At 63.7% G+C, this 18,551-nt stretch carries 17 protein-coding genes; 5 read left to right on the top strand and 12 right to left on the bottom strand.

Translation table 11 applies throughout. The features are described from left to right. The 6 genes from urtD to GYH29_RS09390 all read right to left on the bottom strand — a co-directional run bounded on the left by urtD (nt 1) and on the right by GYH29_RS09390 (nt 9,207). Nucleotides 1–834 (bottom strand): urea ABC transporter ATP-binding protein UrtD, encoded by an 834-nt coding sequence (gene urtD, locus GYH29_RS09415; protein WP_161523593.1) that lies wholly within the window; start codon nt 832–834, stop codon nt 1–3. Nucleotides 835–871: 37 nt separating this feature from the next. Next, the gene (gene urtC / locus GYH29_RS09410) at nt 872–1,972 is read right to left on the bottom strand and encodes an urea ABC transporter permease subunit UrtC (RefSeq protein ID WP_039754616.1); all 1,101 of its coding nucleotides are present in this window, start codon (nt 1,970–1,972) and stop codon (nt 872–874) included. A gap of 8 nt (nt 1,973–1,980) precedes the next feature. Next, the gene (gene urtB / locus GYH29_RS09405; protein WP_043592226.1) at nt 1,981–3,561 is read right to left on the bottom strand and encodes an urea ABC transporter permease subunit UrtB; all 1,581 of its coding nucleotides are present in this window, start codon (nt 3,559–3,561) and stop codon (nt 1,981–1,983) included. Between the two features lie 18 nt (nt 3,562–3,579). Beyond that, the gene (gene urtA, locus GYH29_RS09400) at nt 3,580–4,845 is read right to left on the bottom strand and encodes an urea ABC transporter substrate-binding protein (protein WP_107732222.1); all 1,266 of its coding nucleotides are present in this window, start codon (nt 4,843–4,845) and stop codon (nt 3,580–3,582) included. A gap of 130 nt (nt 4,846–4,975) precedes the next feature. Beyond that, nucleotides 4,976–5,869: a response regulator transcription factor gene (locus GYH29_RS09395; RefSeq protein WP_019103095.1), complete on the bottom strand. Its 894-nt coding sequence runs from the start codon at nt 5,867–5,869 to the stop codon at nt 4,976–4,978. Further along, entirely contained in the window at nt 5,866–9,207 is a 3,342-nt protein-coding gene (locus GYH29_RS09390) for a hybrid sensor histidine kinase/response regulator (RefSeq protein ID WP_161523592.1), read from the bottom strand. Before GYH29_RS09390 ends, GYH29_RS09395 begins: the two co-directional genes overlap by 4 nt. Before the next feature lie 267 nt (nt 9,208–9,474). Between GYH29_RS09390 and GYH29_RS09385 the strand changes: the two genes are divergently transcribed. Together GYH29_RS09385 and GYH29_RS09380 are read left to right on the top strand one after the other, a co-directional pair. Continuing rightward, nucleotides 9,475–9,630 carry a DUF5993 family protein gene (locus GYH29_RS09385; RefSeq protein ID WP_019103097.1) on the top strand — a complete coding sequence of 52 codons (156 nt, stop codon included), beginning with the start codon at nt 9,475–9,477 and terminating at the stop codon, nt 9,628–9,630. A 10-nt stretch (nt 9,631–9,640) separates the two neighbouring features. After that, nucleotides 9,641–10,189, top strand: coding sequence for a disulfide bond formation protein B (locus tag GYH29_RS09380; protein ID WP_043592192.1), 549 nt, complete (start codon nt 9,641–9,643; stop codon nt 10,187–10,189). 18 nt (nt 10,190–10,207) lie between these two features. Here the strand turns inward: GYH29_RS09380 and GYH29_RS09375 are convergent, their stop codons facing one another. Then, nucleotides 10,208–11,131 (bottom strand): DMT family transporter, encoded by a 924-nt coding sequence (locus GYH29_RS09375; RefSeq protein ID WP_019103099.1) that lies wholly within the window; start codon nt 11,129–11,131, stop codon nt 10,208–10,210. A gap of 119 nt (nt 11,132–11,250) precedes the next feature. Here GYH29_RS09375 and GYH29_RS09370 point away from each other — a divergent pair, with 119 nt between their 5' ends. Continuing rightward, complete coding sequence (locus GYH29_RS09370; protein ID WP_161523591.1) at nt 11,251–12,156, top strand: LysR substrate-binding domain-containing protein; 906 nt, start codon at nt 11,251–11,253, stop codon at nt 12,154–12,156. A gap of 209 nt (nt 12,157–12,365) precedes the next feature. Here GYH29_RS09370 and GYH29_RS09365 read toward each other — a convergent pair whose 3' ends face one another. The 3 genes from GYH29_RS09365 to GYH29_RS09355 are packed head-to-tail and all read right to left on the bottom strand — an operon-like array spanning nt 12,366 to nt 15,060. Next, on the bottom strand, nt 12,366–13,049 hold the full coding sequence (locus tag GYH29_RS09365; protein WP_019103101.1) for a helix-turn-helix transcriptional regulator: 684 nt from the start codon (nt 13,047–13,049) through the stop codon (nt 12,366–12,368). Next, nucleotides 13,046–14,047, bottom strand: a complete 1,002-nt coding sequence (locus GYH29_RS09360; RefSeq protein ID WP_161523590.1) for a threonine ammonia-lyase — start codon at nt 14,045–14,047, stop codon at nt 13,046–13,048. Before GYH29_RS09360 ends, GYH29_RS09365 begins: the two co-directional genes overlap by 4 nt. Continuing rightward, nucleotides 14,044–15,060 (bottom strand): ornithine cyclodeaminase family protein, encoded by a 1,017-nt coding sequence (locus tag GYH29_RS09355; protein ID WP_161523589.1) that lies wholly within the window; start codon nt 15,058–15,060, stop codon nt 14,044–14,046. The genes GYH29_RS09360 and GYH29_RS09355 overlap by 4 nt, the downstream gene beginning before the upstream one ends. Nucleotides 15,061–15,465: 405 nt before the next feature. Between GYH29_RS09355 and GYH29_RS09350 the strand changes: the two genes are divergently transcribed. Next, nucleotides 15,466–15,942, top strand: coding sequence for a MarR family winged helix-turn-helix transcriptional regulator (locus tag GYH29_RS09350; RefSeq protein ID WP_118267239.1), 477 nt, complete (start codon nt 15,466–15,468; stop codon nt 15,940–15,942). Beyond that, complete coding sequence (locus GYH29_RS09345) at nt 15,939–16,430, top strand: DUF2269 family protein (protein WP_019103105.1); 492 nt, start codon at nt 15,939–15,941, stop codon at nt 16,428–16,430. Before GYH29_RS09350 ends, GYH29_RS09345 begins: the two co-directional genes overlap by 4 nt. Before the next feature lie 145 nt (nt 16,431–16,575). On the opposite strand, the gene GYH29_RS09340 is transcribed toward GYH29_RS09345, so the two are convergent. Next, nucleotides 16,576–17,088, bottom strand: coding sequence for a hypothetical protein (locus GYH29_RS09340; protein WP_161523588.1), 513 nt, complete (start codon nt 17,086–17,088; stop codon nt 16,576–16,578). A gap of 600 nt (nt 17,089–17,688) precedes the next feature. Beyond that, nucleotides 17,689–18,525, bottom strand: a complete 837-nt coding sequence (locus GYH29_RS09335; RefSeq protein WP_161523587.1) for a hypothetical protein — start codon at nt 18,523–18,525, stop codon at nt 17,689–17,691. Nucleotides 18,526–18,551: the final 26 nt, after the last annotated feature.

Below are 18,551 nucleotides of genomic sequence, written 5' to 3'. Positions count from 1 at the left end.
TCAGCGCCCCAGATACACTTCGATCACCCGCTCGTCCGCCTGCACCTGCCGCAGCGTCCCCTCCGCCAGCACCGCGCCTTCGGCCAGCACCGTCACCTTGCCGCCCAGGCTGGCGACGAAATCCATATCGTGCTCCACCACCATCAGGGAGTGCTCGCCCTTCAGGCTCAGCAGCAGCTCCGCGGTCTGCTCGGTTTCGGCGTCGCTCATGCCGGCCACCGGCTCGTCCAGCAAGAGCAGCTTGGGTTGCTGAGCAAGCAGCATGCCAATCTCCAGCCATTGCTTTTGGCCGTGCGACAGCAGGCCGGCCAGCCGGCCGCGCTGATCTTGCAGCCGCACCCGTTCCAGCAGCTCGTCGATGCGGCGGCGCGGAGCCGCGCCCAGCCGCGCGCGCAGGCTGGCGCGCACCGATCGGTCCCCGGCCAGCGCCAGCTCCAGGTTGTCCGTCACCGTCATCGCCTCGAATACCGTGGGCTTCTGGAATTTGCGCCCTATCCCCAGTTGGGCGATTTCGGCCTCGTCGTGCCGGCGCAGGTCTATGGTCTGGCCGAAGAACACGCTACCGGCGTCGGGCCGGGTCTTGCCGGTGATCACATCCATCATCGTGGTCTTGCCGGCGCCGTTGGGGCCGATCACCACCCGCAATTCGCCGACGGCGATCGACAGCGTCAAGCGGTTCAAGGCGCGGTAACCGTCGAAATCAACTATGACATCGTCAAGATATAATATCTGTCCGTGCCGGATGTCCAGTCCCGGCGTCAATGGACGGGACAAGCCCACCGCCTCGCCCTCCCACTGTCCGCGCGGAGCAGGATTTTCGCTTGCTGCATTCATTTCGCATATCCGGAAAATAAATAAGCGCGCGGCGGTTTCACGCGCCGCGGCCTCGCGCCAGCAAACCCATCAAGCCGCGCGGCAGCAACAGGGTGCCGGCAATGAATAAGCCGCCCAGAAAGAACAGCCAGTACTCCGGCAAGGCCACGGTAAACCAGCTCTTGGCCGCATTGACCAGCACCGCGCCCAGCACCGGGCCAATCAAGGTGCCGCGGCCGCCCACCGCCACCCAGACGGCGGCCTCTATCGAATTGCCCGGCGACATCTCGCCCGGATTGATGATGCCGGCCTGCGGCACGTACAAGGCGCCGGCCAGCCCGCACAGCATGGCGGACAACACCCATATCGCCAGCTTGTAATCCTGCGGCCGATAACCGCAGAACATCAGCCGCGATTCGGCGTCGCGCACCGCGGTGAGAATGCGACCGAACTTGCCGCGCATCAGCCAGGACGCCCCCAGCAAAGACAGCGACAGCAGTAGCGCGCTGAAGATGAACAGCCAGGCGCGGGTGGCCGGCTCGGCAATGCCGAAGCCCAGGATGCGCTTGAAACCGGTAAAGCCGTTATTGCCGCCAAAACCGGTCTCGTTGCGGAAGAACAGCAGCATCGCCGCGTAGGTCAGCGCCTGGGTGATGATGGAAAAATACACACCGCGAATGCGGGAACGGAAAGCCAGCCAGCCAAAGCCCAGCGCCAACAGCCCGGGCGCGCCCACCGCCAGGCACAAGGCCCAGGCCAGGTGCTCGCTGCCCTGCCAGAACCACGGCAGCGCCCGCCAGTCCAGCGACACCATGAAATCCGGCAGCGCGCTCTGATAGACGCCATCGTTGCCGATCTGCCGCATCAGATACATGCCCATGCCGTAGCCGCCCAGCGCGAAGAACAAGCCGTGGCCCAGGCTGAGCAAGCCGGCATAGCCCCAAACCAGGTCCAAAGCCAGCGCCAGCACCGCGTAGCACAGAATCTTGCCAGCCAGGGTCAGAACATAAGCCGACACCCGCCAGCCGCTGTCCGCCGGCGCGAACACATGCAGCAGGGGCAGCGCCAGCAAGCCGAGCCAGACCAGGGCCAACGCCGCCGCGCCCCAGCGCCTGCGGCTCAGACCGGACAAGAGCCTCAAAGAGTAAGGAAGATGCATGGCGGCTCCTAATCCACGGCCCGGCCCTTGAGGGCGAACAGGCCTTGCGGACGTTTTTGGATGAACAGAATGATGCCGGCCAGGATCAGAATCTTGCCCAGCACCGCGCCCAGCGCCGGTTCCAGCAGCTTGTTGGCCACGCCCAGGCCCAGCGCGCCCCACGCCGCGCCGGCCAACTGGCCCACGCCGCCCAGCACCACCACCATGAAACTGTCGACGATATAGCCCTGGCCCAAATCCGGGCCGACATTGCCGATCTGGCTCAGCGCCACCCCGCCCAGGCCGGCGATGCCGCTCCCCAGGCCGAAGGCCAGCATGTCCACCCGCCCGGTCGCCACGCCCAGGCTGTCCGCCATGCTTCGGTTCTGGGTCACCGCGCGCACAAACAGACCCAGCCGGCTGCGGTTCAGCGCCAGCCAGACCAGGCCCAGCGTCAGCGCGGAGAACAAAATGACGGCGATGCGGTTGTAGGGCAGCGTCAGCGCCGGGCTCAAGACCCAGCCGCCGGTCAACCAGCCGGGATTGGCCACCGCCACGTTCTGCGCGCCGAACAGCGTTCGCACCAACTGCATCAGCGCCAGGCTGATGCCCCAGGTGGCCAGCAGCGTTTCCAGCGGCCGGCCGTAGAGGTGGCGGATCACCAGCCGTTCCAGCGCCATGCCCACGCCGGCGGTGAACAGGAAGGCCGCCGGCAACGCCAGCGCCAGATAGGCGTCGGCGGCGGCCGGCCAGCGGCTTTGAAACAGGCTTTGCGCCGCATAAGAAACATAGGCCCCCAGCATCAGCATCTCGCCGTGCGCCATATTGATCACGCCCAGCAAGCCATAGGTGATGGCCAAGCCCAACGCCGCCAGCAGCAGCACCGAGCCCAGGCTGAGGCCGGCGAAGGCCGCTCCCAGTAAATTGTCCACCTGTACGCTGGCGCGGATGGCCGCTTGCGCACTCGTCGCGGCGTCGCGCACCCCGGCGTCGCTTTCGCTGGCGGCGTCGGTCAAGGGCGCCAGCAAGGCCAAGGCGGCGGGATCGCCGCTGTCCGCCAGCGCCGCGGCGGCGGCTCTCCGCCGCGCCGGGTCCGGGCTGGCCAGCGACAAGCGGGCGCACGCTTGCTCCAACGCGCGCCGCAACTCGGCGTCGCCCTCCCGCGCCAGCCGGTTCCGCAACAAGGGCAGCAAGGCCGGGTTGGCGCTGTCCGCCAGCACACGGACCGCGGCCAGCCGCCGGACAGCATCCGCAGCGGCCAGTTCGTCGACCGCGTGAAACACCGCCAAAGCGCCGCGCAGCCGGTTGTTCAACGGCAGCGGCTCCAGGCTGGCGGCGTCGCCCGCCGCCGGTTGGCCGGACACCGCGTCGGCGAGCGCGCCGTCCGGCCGCAGCCACAACACGCGCCGACCATCGGCCGACTGCAACAGCCGGCCCTCCTCCAACGCGGCCGCCGCCGCGCGGCGCTCCGCGTCCGGACGCGGCGCCCAGCTTTCAATCAAGCCGGCGCGCTCGGCCGGATCGGCGCCGGCCAGCTCGGCCAAGGGGCCGGCGCCGGCCGCGGCGCACCACAGCGCCAGCGCCCAAGACAAGGCTTTACACCAGGACATCGCGGACTCCTTCTCGGCTCACTTGCTTTTCACCGGGGCATCCGGCCGTTTGTCGTTGCCTGGGAGGTACGGACTCCACGGTTGGGCGCGCACCACGCTCCGGCTTTTCCACACCACCGAGAACTGCCCGTTGGGCTGAATCTCGCCAATCATCACCGGCTTGCGCAAATGGTGGTTGCGGGCGTCCATCTCCAGCGGATAGCCCGACGGCGCGTCCAGGCGCATCCCGGCCAGGGCCTTGCTCACCGCGGCCACATCGGTGCTGCCGGCCTTGCGCGCCGCTTGCGCCCATAGCCGGATGCCGACGTAGGTCGCCTCCATCGGATCGTTGGTCACCAGCTTGTCCGCCCCGGCGATGCCCTTCTTGCGCGCCCAGGCGCGGTAGTCCGCCGTCCATTTGGCATTGACCGGGTTCTTAACGCTCATGAAGTAATTCCAGGCCGCCAGATGGCCGGCCAAGGGCTTGGCGTCCATGCCCTTGAGCTCCTCCTCTCCCACCGAGAACGCCATCACCGGCACCTCGGCCGCTTTCAGACCCTGATTGCCCAGCTCTTTGTAGAACGGCACATTGGAGTCGCCGTTGATGGTGGACACCACCGCGGTCTTGCCGCCGGCGGCGAACTTCTTGATATTGGCGACAATGGTCTGGTAGTCGTTATGGCCAAACGGGGTGTAGGCCTCTTGGATGTCCGCGTCCTTGACCCCCTTGGTTTTGAGGAAGGCCCGCAGAATCTTGTTGGTGGTGCGCGGGTAGACATAATCGGTGCCCAGCAGGAAGAAGCGCCGCGCGCCGCCGCCCTCCTTGCTCATCAGGTACTCCACCGCCGGAATCGCCTGCTGATTGGGCGCCGCGCCGGTGTAGAACACGTTGGGCGACATCTCCTCGCCCTCGTACTGCACCGGGTAGAACAGCAAGCCGTTCAACTCCTCGAACACCGGCAGCACCGATTTGCGCGACACCGAAGTCCAACAGCCGAAGGTCACCGCCACCTTGTCTCGGCTCAGCAATTGGCGCGCCTTCTCCGCAAACAACGGCCAGTTGGAAGCCGGGTCCACCACCACCGGCTCCAGCTTTTTGCCCAGCACCCCGCCATCGGCGTTGATCTGGTCGATGGCGAACAGCGCCATATTCTTGAGCGAGGTTTCGGAAATGGCCATGGTGCCGGACAGGGAGTGCAGCACCCCCACCTTGATGGTGCCGGCGGCAAGGGCCGGCGCGGCGCCGAGGCCGCCCAGCGCCAGGCTCAGCGCAAGGGTAGGCAAGACATGAAGGCGAATGAACATGAGAAGCTCCTGGGGCGATCCTGAAACGCCGGGAGGCCGTCTGGCCGGCCCGGCTGGAAATTGTTGCACTGCAGGATCAGACTAAGCCCCGGCCCGCCCGGCCGAAATACGTTACATGACGTATGCCCTCTCACCCGCCTCCGGCGCTGCGCAAAGCCAGCGCCGCGGCCGAGGTGCGGGTTTCCACCCCCAGGCGGGCGAACACATGCTCCAGATGCTTGTTGACGGTGCGCGGACTCATGCCGAGGATGTCGCCGATGTCGCGGTTGGTCTTGCCCAGGCTTAGCCAATGCAGCACCTCGGCCTGACGCGGAGTCAGCCCCAGCGCCCGCATCAGGCGCCGCGGCGCCGCGGCTTCGCCCCCCTCGCTCAAGACCAGCAAGCACTCGTCCCCGGCCAGGCGCTTCGCCAGCAGGCCCGAGCCGTCGTCCCGCTCCAACGCCAGGCTCGCGCCCGCCTCGGCCTGCCCCAGCCAAAGCCGCCAGCGCTCCGCCAGCGCCGCCTCGGACCAGCCGTGAGCGCGCAGCAGGCCGCGCGCGCGCTCGGTCAACCACAGCGGCCGTCCGCTGGCCGGGTCCGCCGCCAGCAAGGCCTGGCCCGACGCCTCCAGCGCCTGCCGCGCCCGGCACAGCTGACGCGCGCTGCCGATATGGGCGGCCAGCCGCGCCAACACCTCCGCCGGCCGCAGCGGCTTGACCACGTAATCCGCGCCGCCGGCGGAAAACGCCGCCAGCACGTGCTCGCTGTCGCTCAGCCCGGTCATGAACACGATGGGGATCGCCTGCGTTTCCGCCTCCGCCTTCAAACGCCGCGCCGTCTCGAAGCCGTCCATGCCCGGCATTACCGCGTCCAGCAGAATGATGTCCGGCCGGCATTCGGCGGCGCGTCGCAAGGCCGCCGCGCCGTCCGTGGCCAGCAAGACCCGGTAGCCGGCAGAATCCAGCGCATCGTGCAGCAAGGCCAGGTTTTCCGGCTGATCGTCAACAATCAGCGCCGTCGCCCGCTCCGCCCAGGGCGCGCTCATGCCGGCGCTCCCGGCAGCCATTGCAGCAGCTCGTCCAGCCGGCAGCCGTCCAGCAGGCTTCGCGCCCGTGCGAGGAATGGCCGGTAAGCCGGGTCCGCGCCCAGCGCGCCCACCTCCAGCCGCAACAGGGCGGCGCGCGCGCCGCGCAAATACCCGCGCCGCAATGCCTGCCGCAGTTCGTCCAGCGCCTCCTCCGGCGGCCAGCGCAGCGCCGGCTCCGCGCCGCTCAGCCACTCCAGCTCCAAGCGCTGGCCTATCCAGTCCAGCAGGCGCTCTACCCGGATGGGCTTGACGAAGAAATCCTCGGCGCGGATGCCCGCGTCGTTGTCCTGCCCCTGCTCGAAGGCATTGGCGGAAATCACCGCCAACGCCGGCGCATCGCCGTGCCGACGGCGGATACGCCTCAAGGTTTCCCAGCCGTCCAGGCCCGGCATCGCCAGATCCATACACACCAGGTCCGGCAGCGTCGCCGCCTGCTCCAGCCAGTCCAGGCAAGCCTGGCCGCTGGCGGCCTGCTCCACCTCGAAACCCAAAGGCAGCAAGGCGCTGGCCAGCATCTCCCGGTCCTGCGCATGGTTGTCCACCAGCAGCACCCGCCGCCGCCGGCCCTGATAGCCGACGCGCGCCGACAAGGGCGGCGCCGGCGCGGCGCCCAATCGCGGCAGGAACAAGCGCAGCGTAAACACGCAGCCCCCGCCCGGCCGGCTGTCCAGCCTCAACTCGCCCCCCATCAGCGAGGTCAACATCCCCGCAATGGTCAGGCCCAGCCCGCTGCCGCCCTGGCCGGCGGCCCCGCCGCCGCGCTCAAACGGCTCGAACACGCGCTCGGCCTCCTCCGGCGCGATGCCGGGGCCGGTGTCGGCAATCTCGAAACACGCCACCTCGCCCTGATAACGCAAGCCCAGGCTGACCTCGCCATGCGCGGTGAACTTGACCGCGTTGCCCAGCAAATTGATCAGGACCTGTCGCAGCCGGCGTTCGTCGGCGCGCACCATGGCCGGCCATTCCCCTTGCGGCAGGAAGCGGAAGCCCAGCCCCTTCTCCCGCGCCTGCAACTGGAACATCGCCGTCAATTGGCGGATGAACTCAGCGAAATCCAGCGGCCGCGGCTCCAGATTAAGCCGGCCGCTCTCGATCCGCGCCAGATCCAGCGTGCCCTCGATCACCGACAGCAGGTGATCGCCGCTGCGACGGATCACCGCCAGCGCCGGCCGCTTCGACGGCGGAATCTCAGGGTCCCCGTCCAGGATCTGCGCATAGCCCAACATGCTGTTCAGCGGCGTGCGCAGCTCATGGCTGAGCGTGCTCACATAACGGCTCTTGGCCTGGTTGGCCTGTTCCGCGGCCCGGCGCGCCTTTTGCAGTAGCGCGTCGGTGCGGCGGTGGGACGCGATCTCCCGCAACAAGCGCTGGGTCTGCCGCTTGGACTCCTGCCTCGCCACCTGCCGGCTCTGGCGCAGCAAAACCAGCCACCAAGCCAGCACGCTGCCGCCCAACAGCAGGCCCGCGCCCAATTGCGGCAGCCGCGCCGCCAGCGCGTCCAAGCCCGGTCGGCTCCGCGCCAGGTAAAACAAGCCGCCCAACAACAGGCCCAAGCCAGCCAGCAACAGCGTCATCAGCAGCAGATAATCGGCCAGGCCTCGTTGCAGATACGGCCGGCAAGCGCTCGGCAACAGCCGGCTCAGCCATGCTCGCCATTGCTCGTCCAGCCGCGCCTTGGGCTTGCAGCGGTCATCGCAACGCGCGTCCAGCGTGCAGCACAAGGAGCAGATCCAACCGCGATACGCCGGGCAGCTCACCATGTCCGGCGGCTCGTACTGGCGGCGGCACAATACGCAGCGCTGCGGCGGGGCCGGCGGCAACGCCGGCCGGCGCGCCAGGTAATAACGGCCGCCGCTGAGCCAGGCCAGCGCCGGCGTGGCCAGCAAGGCGGTCAGCAAAGACAGGAAGGGCGCCAGCGGCTGCATCTGCTCGCCCAACGCCCCCAGATGCGCCGACACCGAAACCGCCGAGGCCAAGACCAGCGAACCCAGCCCCACCGGATTGACGTCGTAGAGATAGCCCCGGCGGAACTCTATGCCCGGCGGGCTCAGCCCCAGCGGCTTGTTGATGGCCAAATCCACCGCCACGGTGACCATCCAGGCGATCGCCAGATTGGCGAACAGCGCCAGCACATGCGCCAGCGCCTGGAAAACCTCCAGTTCCATCAGCAATAGCGCGATCAAGAGATTAAAAACCACCCACACCACCCGTCCCGGATGGCTGTGGGTCAGCCGCGCAAAGAAATTGGACCAGGCCAACGAACCGGCGTAGGCATTCGTGACATTGATCTTCAGCTGCGACAGCAGCACAAACAGCACCGTCGCCGCCAGCGCCAGCCGGCCGTCGCCCCATCCCTGGACATAGCCGAACCAATACAGGCGAGCCGGATCCGGCGCCGGCCCATCCGTCTGGCCGTGATCCAAGGCCAGCCAGGCCAGCAGCGCGCCGCCCAGCATCTTCAGCATGCCCGGCAACACCCATCCCGGGCCGCCGGCCAGACAGGCCAACCACCAGCGGCGGCGCTGGCCGGCGGCGGGCGGCGGCATGAAGCGCAGATAGTCCGCCTGCTCCCCCATCTGCGCGATCAAGGCGATGCCGATGCCGAAGGCCGCACCAAAACGGCGCAGATCGAAACCGCCCGCCCCGCCTTCGGCCCCGGCATAGTGCCAAAAGCCGCTCAGCGCCTCCGGCTGGCGCGCCAGCACGAAGCCATAAGGCAGCAGCAACAAGCCCAGCCACAGCGGTTGGGTCCAGGCTTGCAGCCGGCTGATGGCGGTGACCCCGTGAGCCACCAGCGGCAGCACCGCCACTGTGCACAACAAGTAACCCCAGGCCGGCGGCAAACCAAACCCCAACTCCAGCGCATACGCCATGATGGCGGCTTCCAGCGCGAAGAAAATAAAGGTGAAGGCGGCGTACAGCAAGGAGGTGACGGTGGAGCCCAGATAGCCGAAACCGGCGCCGCGGGTCAGCAAATCCATATCCACGCCATAGCGGGCGGCGTAGACGCTGATAGGCAGGCCGACGAGCAAAATCACCAGCCCCACCGCCAGAATGGCCCAGGCCGCGTTGACGAAGCCTCCCGCCGTCAGCATCGCCGCGCCCACCGCCTCCAACACCAGAAAGGCGGCGGCGCCGCCCAGCGCGGTGTGCGCCACTCGCCACGGCGACCAGCGCCGGAAGCTGTGCGGGGTATAACGCAGCGCAAAATCCTCCAGCGACTCGCGCGCTACCCAGCTGTTGTAATCGCGACGGACTTTCACCGCGTAAAGCGGCGCGGGATCGGAGGCGGACATGGCGGCGGCCTTGAGCGTATGCTAACAACAGCTTCAATGCAAAAAGCTTGCCAAGGGCCGCCGCGCGCCGCAAAGCGCGGCCGGCTCGACATCGCGTCCGGCCGCGCCCTTTTATACGATACGAATTGCAAATGTACTGATTGAGCGACGAATTTCGCTCCACCGCCTGCAAACAAGCTATTCACACAACATTAAGCAAGCGCTAATATTGATTGGCAACCACCACCCAGGCCGGCCCCGCCGGCCCGCCACATTAAGGACTTTCCGATGGATACCCTGTTGTTTCTGCTGCTAGCCGCCTCCCTGCTGGCCCTGATCCTGCGCAAGCGCCAATGGGCCTACGCCTGCTGGGGCCTGGCCTTCGCGCTCACGCTCTACTGGTTCAAGTTCCACGCCACCAGCACATTGCCCATTTCCCTGTGAGGAACCCGACATGACGCAAAACCTCACCGGCAAACTAAACCAACTGGGCCTGCAGCTGATCAACCTGATGCTGCTCGTCGCCTTCTACTTCCAATTCGCCCAGCATGAACTGCCCTGCCCGCTCTGCCTGCTGCAACGCGTGGCCTTGTGCGCCATCGCGGTGGCGCTGGCCGCCAACGTGCTGCTGGGCGACAAGCCCGGCCATTACGGCATGATGCTGCTGGCCGCCGCCGCCGGCTTCGCCGTGGCCGGCCGCCAAGTGCTGCTGCACATCGCCCCCGGCGACGCCGGCTTCGGCCCGCCCGTCATGGGCCTGCACTTCTACACCTGGGCCGCCATCGCCTTCTTCGCCGTCTTCATCGGCAGTGGGCTGCTGCTGATGCTGTGCCAGCGAGAACACAGCTTCGACCGCCAGCCCCCGGCGCAACTGAGCCGGCTGGCCAAGGCCGGCGTGGCCCTGACCATGCTGCTGCTCTTGGGCAACGCCCTGTCCGTGTTCCTGGAATGCGGCCTGGCGGCCTGCGGAGAAAGCCCGATCAACTACCTGCTGCTCAACTAAACCCGCACCGCGCCGCCGCTAGATCGACCAATCCTCGTCCGGCGCGGCGGCGCGCGCCGCCGGCGCTTCCGGCCGCAGCACCAGCCACAGCGCCAGCGCGATCAAACCTCCGCCCAAAGCCTGGGACAGCGTCGCCGTCTCGCCCAGCGCCAGCCAACTCCAGAAAATGCCGAAGGGCGGAATCAAAAACGTCACCGTCAACGCCTTCAGCGGGCCGACGTCGGCTATCAAGCGGAAGTACAAGACATAGGCCAGTGAAGTACACAGCAGGCCCAAGGCCAGCATGGCCAGCCACACCTCCGCTCCCGCCGCCGGCCACCTCAAGGGCTGTGCGCTTGCCTGCCACGCCATGAACGGCAACAGCAACACCACCGCGCCCAGTTGGCTGCCCAAAGCCACCACGCGGCTATCCAGGCCGCCCCGGTCCGCTATCCAGCGCTTGGTCAGAAACCCCGCCAGCCCATAGCAGGCGGTGGCCGTCAGACAAGCCGCCACGCCCCACAGCGCCTCCGGCCCCGCGGCCGGCCCCGTCCGCGTCAACACCGCCACGCCCGCCAGGCCAATCAACACGCCGGCCAGCTTGTTGGCGGTAATACGTTCTCCAAACGCCGCCGCGCCGATCAACACCCCCATCAGCGGCGTGCTGGCGTTCAAGATTGCGCTATAACCGGCCGGCAACACCCGGGCCGCCAGCGCGAACAGCAGAAAAGGCAGGCCGGAATTGATCACTCCCAGCATCATGGCGGCGGCCAGCTTGCCCTTGAAAGACAAACGCACCCGCAGCAAAGCGATCAACCCCAACAGACCCGCCGCCCCCAACGCCACCCGGCCAAACGCCGTGGGCAACGCGCCCAGCGCCGGCGCGGCGATGCGCATGAACAAAAAACTGCCGCCCCACAAGGCCGCCAACAGCAGCAAACGACTCAAGCTCGCCATCCCCATGATGCCTCTCCCTTCGCCTTGTATTTAACTTTGCTAAACCAGATACTGAAATCATCAACCGCAAAGATGTCGCGAACAAACGATTTTTCCTGCTTGATGATTTAGAAAATCTAAACCGTATGCCCAAACCGCCGCTGGACTCCCTCCGCTTCTTTGAAGCCGCCGCAAGACGACTCAGCGTCAAGCAAGCCGCCGAAGAACTCCACGTCACGCCCGGCGCCGTCTCCCAACAACTGCGCAAACTTGAAAGCTTCCTCGGCCAGCCCCTGTTTGAACGCCGTGCGCGCGGCCTGGCGCTCAACGCCGCCGGCCGCGACTACCTGGACGCCTGCCGCCAAGCGCTGGACCTGATAGACCACGCCACCACGCGGCTGACCGACGCTCGCCGGGTGATCCTGCTCAGTTGCACCCCATCGTTCGGCGCTCAATGGCTGCTGCCTCGGCTACAGGGCTTCATGCGCGAGCACCCGCGCATCGACGTCCACGTCAGCACCGGCAACCGCGTGGTCGACCTCGCTTCGGAAAACATCCACTTCGCCGTGCGCCACGACCTGGGCGACTACCCCGGCCTCAGCGCATGCAAGCTGCTGGACGACGAACTGACGCCGGTATGCGCGCCCACGCTGCCGGCGCGGCTGGACGCCCTCAGCGGGGAACGGCTGTTGCACGACGAACACCGCGGCGACTGGCGGCTGTGGAGCCGCGCCGCCGGCCTGGAACTGGACTGCGAACAAGGCGTGGTCTGCGTGGACTCCAACGCGGCCATCGAAGCCGCGCTGGCCGGCCGCGGCTACGCGCTGGCGCGACGCTCCTTGCTGCAAGCCGAACTGACCGCCGGCCGGCTGCGCGAACTCCCCGCGCCGCCGCTGCGAAGCGACCTCGCTTATTACCTGATACACCGTCCGGACCTCCTGCGCGACCCGGAAATGGGCGTCTTCAAACAATGGCTGCTGGAACAAGCCGCGGCGGCCCAAAACAAAAGCCCGCCGGACGGCGGGCTTGTTGCGCAACAGCGTCTTGGCTAAGGGCCTACAGACGCACGTTCTCGATGCGAGTCACATGCGGCGGCTTGCCGCCCAGCGGCTGATAGATGTACACCGCCACCAGATGCGGCGTCGCCGGCCCTGCCGCGCGCCCATGAAAAAAGCCCCGCGCGGGGGCTTCTGCATATCAGCGCATATATCCATGCTGACCTAACACTCCTTGACACACACTGAGCGCAAGCCGACCTGTCTTATCTAGCTTTGTTGCTCTCCTCTTTAGGTTCTAGGCCTGTTTTCTCCGCATCACGTCGGATCGTCTTCAAGTACTTGTAGAGCGCCGCACGCGAAATACCCAGTTTCTCCGCTACTACTGACGGCGCGTTGCGTACATTGAGCAAGCCTCCAGTCTCCAGCCGGCGGATGAACTGTATTCTTTGCTCGGCATCCATGGCTTTAATGGGCCTCCCGAAACTTGACTCCTGCTCCTCAACGGCCCGGTCCAATGCTTGATGCCAGTTATCATGGAAAAACGGAGCGTGCGGCTCAAGCGAGCCGGGCAGAAATGCAAGAGTCTTAATCTGGTCCGCAATATTCTCGAGCTGCGAGACGTCAAAGTTGATACACATGACGGCGACAGGTTTGCCCTTGGCATCGCGTATTACCGCCGACATAGACCGGAGGTTGCGACCATCGCGATTCACCTTCCGGTATGGGCCAATCACGTCTGCTTCCAATTCCGCCTTTGGGAATTGATCACCAAGAGACGAGTCGCCCATTTTCCGCTTCGAGATTGGATTGGCAATGAAGGCAATTCTTTCAGTCTTAAGATCGTGGATCACGACTTCCACTTGCGGATGAAACAATCCACTGATCGCCGTGGCGATTGGGTAATAGGATCTCAAGCGGTTGTCCACGTCGGCATCGTTCCTGCTCATCTTTTCACCTCGAAGGAATCTGGAATCGGAGCCGCAATGGACGCCAGCGTGGGCAGATCCAGGTTTCCACCTGTCACCATAATGACCGCCGTTTGTCCTCGAACAAGTTCCGGCCGCGACAATGCCAGCGCCAAGGCGGCTGCGCCGCCTGGTTCGACAACGAGCTTGAGGTCCTGAAGCGCAACGCGCATTGCCTCACGGATCTCATCATCGCTTACCGTATAGCCGGGGCCCAGGAGACGCTTGTTGATCTCAAAGGGGATTTCGCCCGGTTTAATCGTCATCAGCGCGTCGCATATCGAAGCTGCCGCCGGATTGTTGGACACTAGTCGTCCTGCGGCTAGCGAACGGCCCATGTCGTCATAGCCTACGGGCTCCACGGCGTGCATGCGGATGTCCATTCCGGAGCCTTCGGCGCTTAGCGCGCAACCTGCGATCAAGCCGCCGCCTCCCGTGCCACACAGCAGCATCGTCGGCGTTTCACCAGCGACCTGGGCATCCCGAATGGCCTCGAGAAATGCAGTACCTTGCCCAGCGATGACGTCGGGATCATCGAAAGGCGGCACGATGACCAAGCCGTTTTGCAGAGCAAGATCCTGGCCAATTTGTTCTCGACTCTCGGTGAGCCGGTCATACAACACGACTTTAGCCCCCCACCGCTCCGTACCCGAAATCTTTGCGCGTGGCGCATCCGAAGGCATGACGATCGTCACCGCGACCCCGAGACATTGTCCGGCATACGCCAGCGCCTGGCCGTGATTGCCCGCAGACCAGGCTACGACGCCCGCTTTGCGCTCGCTTTCAGACATTATCAGAAGGCGATTGAAAGCCCCTCTGACTTTGAAAGATCCGGTGAGCTGGAGACATTCGGCCTTGATGAGCAGTCGTGCTCCAAGCCGCCGATCCAGTACCGGGTTGCGAAGCAATGGCGTATGGGCGATATATGGGCGCAACCTGGATGCCGCGGCCTCAATATCGGCAAAAGTGGGTATTTTCATTTCAACGCTCCCTGGACTTGATGACTGCCCGGAACCTGTTCAAGAAATCCAATCGGACTCACCAACTTCAGTTCCAAAGCTCGTTTTAGCGCAAGCGCTCCTATGGCAAGGTCTTGCAAACCGATACCCGAACTGTCGAAGATCGTGATGTCATCGCGTCCGGCGCGGCCTTGTGCGCTTCCATCGATAACGGCGCCAAGTGTGACGATATCCTCTTGCCTTATGAGGCCTTCTTTGATGGCCGCCTCAAATTCGCCCAGCGAAACGGACTGCTCAAGCAAATCGGTGAACAATCGCGCAGAGGCGACCAGAGAAGCATCGAGTTCCTGTTTGCCGGGCGCGTCGGACCCCATTGCACTGATATGCGTGCCAGGCTGCACCCATTCACGCGACACCAGGGGTTGCCGTGCCGCAGTGACGGTAATGACGATATCCGCAGCCTTGACCGTGCTCTCAAGATCAGACGCCGCTGCATCCTGAATGCCGAGCTCGTGCCGGACTCGCTCAGCCAATCGCTCGGCCTCCGGCATATTGCGATTCCATATGCGCACGCAATCGACTGGCCGCACCGCAATAGCGGCTTGCAGTTCAAACCATGCTTGATGACCGGCGCCCACGAGACCCACGCTGTGGCTGTCTTCCCGCGCCAGATGGCGTATGGCGGCGCCATTGGCAGCAGCCGTCCTTAGCGATGTCAGGTAGGTGGCGGCGATGAGGGCCTTGGGAAAACCCGTTTCCGCGTCGAGCAGGAGCGTTGACGACGCATGCGCAGGAAGTCCCGAATGGCGATTGCCGGGCCAGTAACTGCCTAGCTTTGCGCCATAGATGGCGCCATTGTCCAGCGCGCCGCATTTCACGCCGAATAGCTCGGCCATGCTCGGACCCTTTGCCATGACCGCTGGATACGCCCTCGCTTCGCCTCGAAAGAGCTGACGGAATACATCTTCAACCACCTCGATTGCATCCAATATGCCAACAACGCGGGCCGCAATTGCTTCACTGACGAAAAACATCTTGATGTTCCTCCGGCGTCTCTACGCAGCTAACTGTTTTTAATTCTAAGAATGCGTATTCAAACTGTCAATCGTAGACTATTTGTCTAGCAAACCCACTGAATGTCGTGCCGCGCACTGCGTCGCGAGCGCGCATTAGCCTCCGCCCTAACCCTCATTCGTCTTAAGAACCTGTACATAGTCTGCTGCGCATCGCGCGATACGGCGTTGAAACCCGCTTCGAAATACTCATGTACCACATATACATTCCGCTTTCTCAGCCGCTTTCGCCTTGTCTCGCCCTTGCTGGCGAGACTTTGAACAGGCCCTAGCTCCATCCAACAAAACGCGTTCCAAGCCATTAGTGCTTGCAATTTGACAACCAGTTACCAATAATGGCAACCAGTTGTCAAAAAGGAGCGCCGCATGCCATCAAAACCAAACCATCGCCCACAGCGCATCACCGATCTGATGCTGCTGATCTTCCGCCTGAACGGCACCCTGCTGGACAGAGGCGACCAACTAGTAGCCCACCTGGGCATCAATAGCGCGCGCTGGCAAGTGCTGGGCGCGGCGGGCCTGGCGGGCGAAGCGCAAACCGCGCCTCAAATCGCCGCCCGCATGGGCATCAGCCGCCAAGGCGCGCAAAAGCAACTGCACAAGCTGGTGGAGGAAGGCTATTTCGAAGTGCTGCCCAATCCCCAGCACGCCCGCTCCCCGCTGTACCGGCTGAGCGCCAAGGGGGAACGCACCGTGGCCGGCACCCAGCGCAGCCAGGCGCAATGGACGGAGCAACTGGCGCGGCACCTGCCCGACGCGGATTTCGAGGCCGCCTGCCACACCCTGCAACAACTGCTGAGCACGCTGGACACGCTCAGCCCCCCAATTGGAGAAGAGTCATGAACCGCACGCTCAAACTGATTCACTTCATTGCGCTGGCCTTGTTCTTGGGCAGCATCCTGGCCTGGGTCGTGCTGTCCGAAACCGGCCCGGCCACGCCGGCCCTGCTGGCGCAAACACGGCAGTACATCCATATCGGCACCTGGGCGCTGACCGTGCCCGGCCTGTGGCTGATGCTAATCAGCGGCCTGCTACTGGGCTACCGGCGCTACGGCCCGCGCAACCGCTTCTTCCAGCTCAAGCTGGGCCTGACGCTGCTGATCCTGCTCAACGCCTCTTTCGTGGTGGTGCCGGCGGTGGACCAAGCCAATCAACTGGCCCAAGCCGCGCTGCTGAATGGAGCGCTGGGCGCGGACTTCCACGCCGCGACTTTGCGCGAAGCCATAGGCGGCGGGCTCAACATCCTGCTGATCGTGGCCACCGCCGCCGTCGGGGTTTGGCGACCCGGCGTTCGCGCTCGCGCGGCGGGAAGCATCCCGTCAGTTGGCTGAGGGAGGCTTGGGCATGAAGCCGTATGAGCGGCTCCGCTCACACCTGTTCTTTTTCAATAAAATGCCCCGCCAGCGTCAGCAGGCGGGGCATTTTACAATCAGCTCAAGCGCGGTTTGACCCAGGCCACGCCGCGCTTAAACCCGCTCAACGCCTACGCTTGCGCTCCAGCCACGCCATCAGATCCCGGCTGCGCTGCAACTGGTGCATCGCCTCCACGTGGCGATACAAGTTCAACTGCCGCCCGGCCACGCACAGCAAGGTCTCCAGATAGTTGAAAAAGCCGCGGCGCAAGCCGTTGCGGTGGCTGTGGTCGCTGTGGTCCATATCCCTGGCAATGCGCAGCAGCAAGCCGCGGCCGGCGTCCAGCTCATTGCTTTTCAGCCACTGCGCCAGGTGCGCGGCGTACTGGCGGCCCAGCATGCAGGCCTCGGCGTAATCCTCGGGCTCGGCCGGTTGCCAGTAATGCGGATGATTTCGCCCCGGAATGAAGCGGACAAAAGGCAGGCGGGTTGCCTTGGTTTCCACGGAAATGCAGCGGTACTGCGAGCGCCGCAGCGCCGGCTGTTGCGGGGAAACGCTGTCCTGCTGGACGGCGGGATCCTTGGAAGGGGATGGAGTGGATTCGATGTTGGGCATCGGACGGACTGGCTTCGCCATTGCAACCTCCTTGAATGAAGGGCCTGGCCGACAAGCGCGGCAAGGCGGGCACATGACAAGGCTAGTCTCACCGCTCCCTCCGGACCGGCGCGCCCATGGGCGCCCCCGCCATGGCCCGCCCAGATTTTAGGCAAAGCAATAGCAACCGGACACGAAAAAGCCGCGAAAACGCGGCGTGTCCGCCGGGGGAGATTGCAGGAGACTAATCCTGGCGCTGTTTGTGCGGCAGCGCGGGGGCCATTGTTAGCTAGATGGAGGGGGGAGTCAAGCCAGAGCGGCTCCAGCTCATAGCAAACGAGACCGACTTGCTTGTTACTCGGAGCAGACCGCGTATCCGACGCGCCCCTGCTCCCTTCAAGCCTGCCGCCGGGTGGCAGGCCCGAGGTTTTAAGCGGCTGCTTTGTTTGAGCGATTTGACGTTAGCAAATCGCGAGTTCAGCCGCGCCTCGGGACTGACGGGAACCGGCGGGAAGCCGCAGGCCAGGCTTGCAGGGCGGCCTTTGGGGTAAAGGGGAATTTGGCCGCGCAAATTCCCCTTTCCGTTCGCCGGGCGGAACCGGCCCTAAATCATCATCCGCGTAGCGGACTCAACCTCAAATCTTACCTTCGACTAGGGAAATAATAAGGCCTACCAGATTTTCTCACCCTAAGGTTGTGAATAGTATGCCTATGCTTTTTTACTGCTGTTTCATAATGCTTTTTAATATACATTTTTTCAATATTAGTCCCAACCTGCCAAGAATATGCTGCAGGAAAGACCCAGGCAACAACAACTATAGGAACAAGGTATATATGCAACCTCAAAGCCAGCCACAACGTAAACCCCAGCAAAAGCTCAAGCAAAAGAACCGAATATGCATTTCCATGCTCCCGTATATGCCGATAAGAAGTCATGATGTCGCTGAACGTGTAAAACCTTAAAAATGTCAATTTGTCATAAAAATCAAACAGATGAACGATATCATCCTCACTTTTTGGCTGCGCCCCAATTTGCACAACAATCAGAAAAAAGACAATCACACCTAAAATTGACATTAATTTAAACTGATGGCCGGTCAATTCAGTATCAAAGTAACCGCAAAAATAAAGAACCCCTCCCGCCAAAGCCACCCAACCGCCAAACACGAAAAATACAACCTTATCAAAGCATCGACCAATTGATTTTTTTCTTTCTTGATAGCGAGAAACATGCAGCACCAACATTGGTGCACTCGCGATATAGCAGAAGGTCAGCCCCATAAAAGCAATAATCACATAATTTACAACAGTTTCTTTGGAGAAAACAAACAACCTTACCTGTGATGTTTCGGCCAAATTCGAAACCAAAAACCAACAAATTAGAGATCCAACCAAAGTTCCAAGGCTATATCTAATAATATAACCCTCCCACCAATTTGATTTAGCAGGCTCCGAACTTACCTTATCTTGACTCTGCATATTCCCCCCTAAATATCAAACAAAAC

Origin of the sequence: Chromobacterium haemolyticum (assembly GCF_009936155.1) — a bacterium.
Lineage (GTDB): Bacteria > Pseudomonadota > Gammaproteobacteria > Burkholderiales > Chromobacteriaceae > Chromobacterium > Chromobacterium haemolyticum.
The sequence above is the reverse complement of the archived record's forward strand: the minus strand, read 5'-3'. Positions and strand labels throughout refer to the sequence as shown.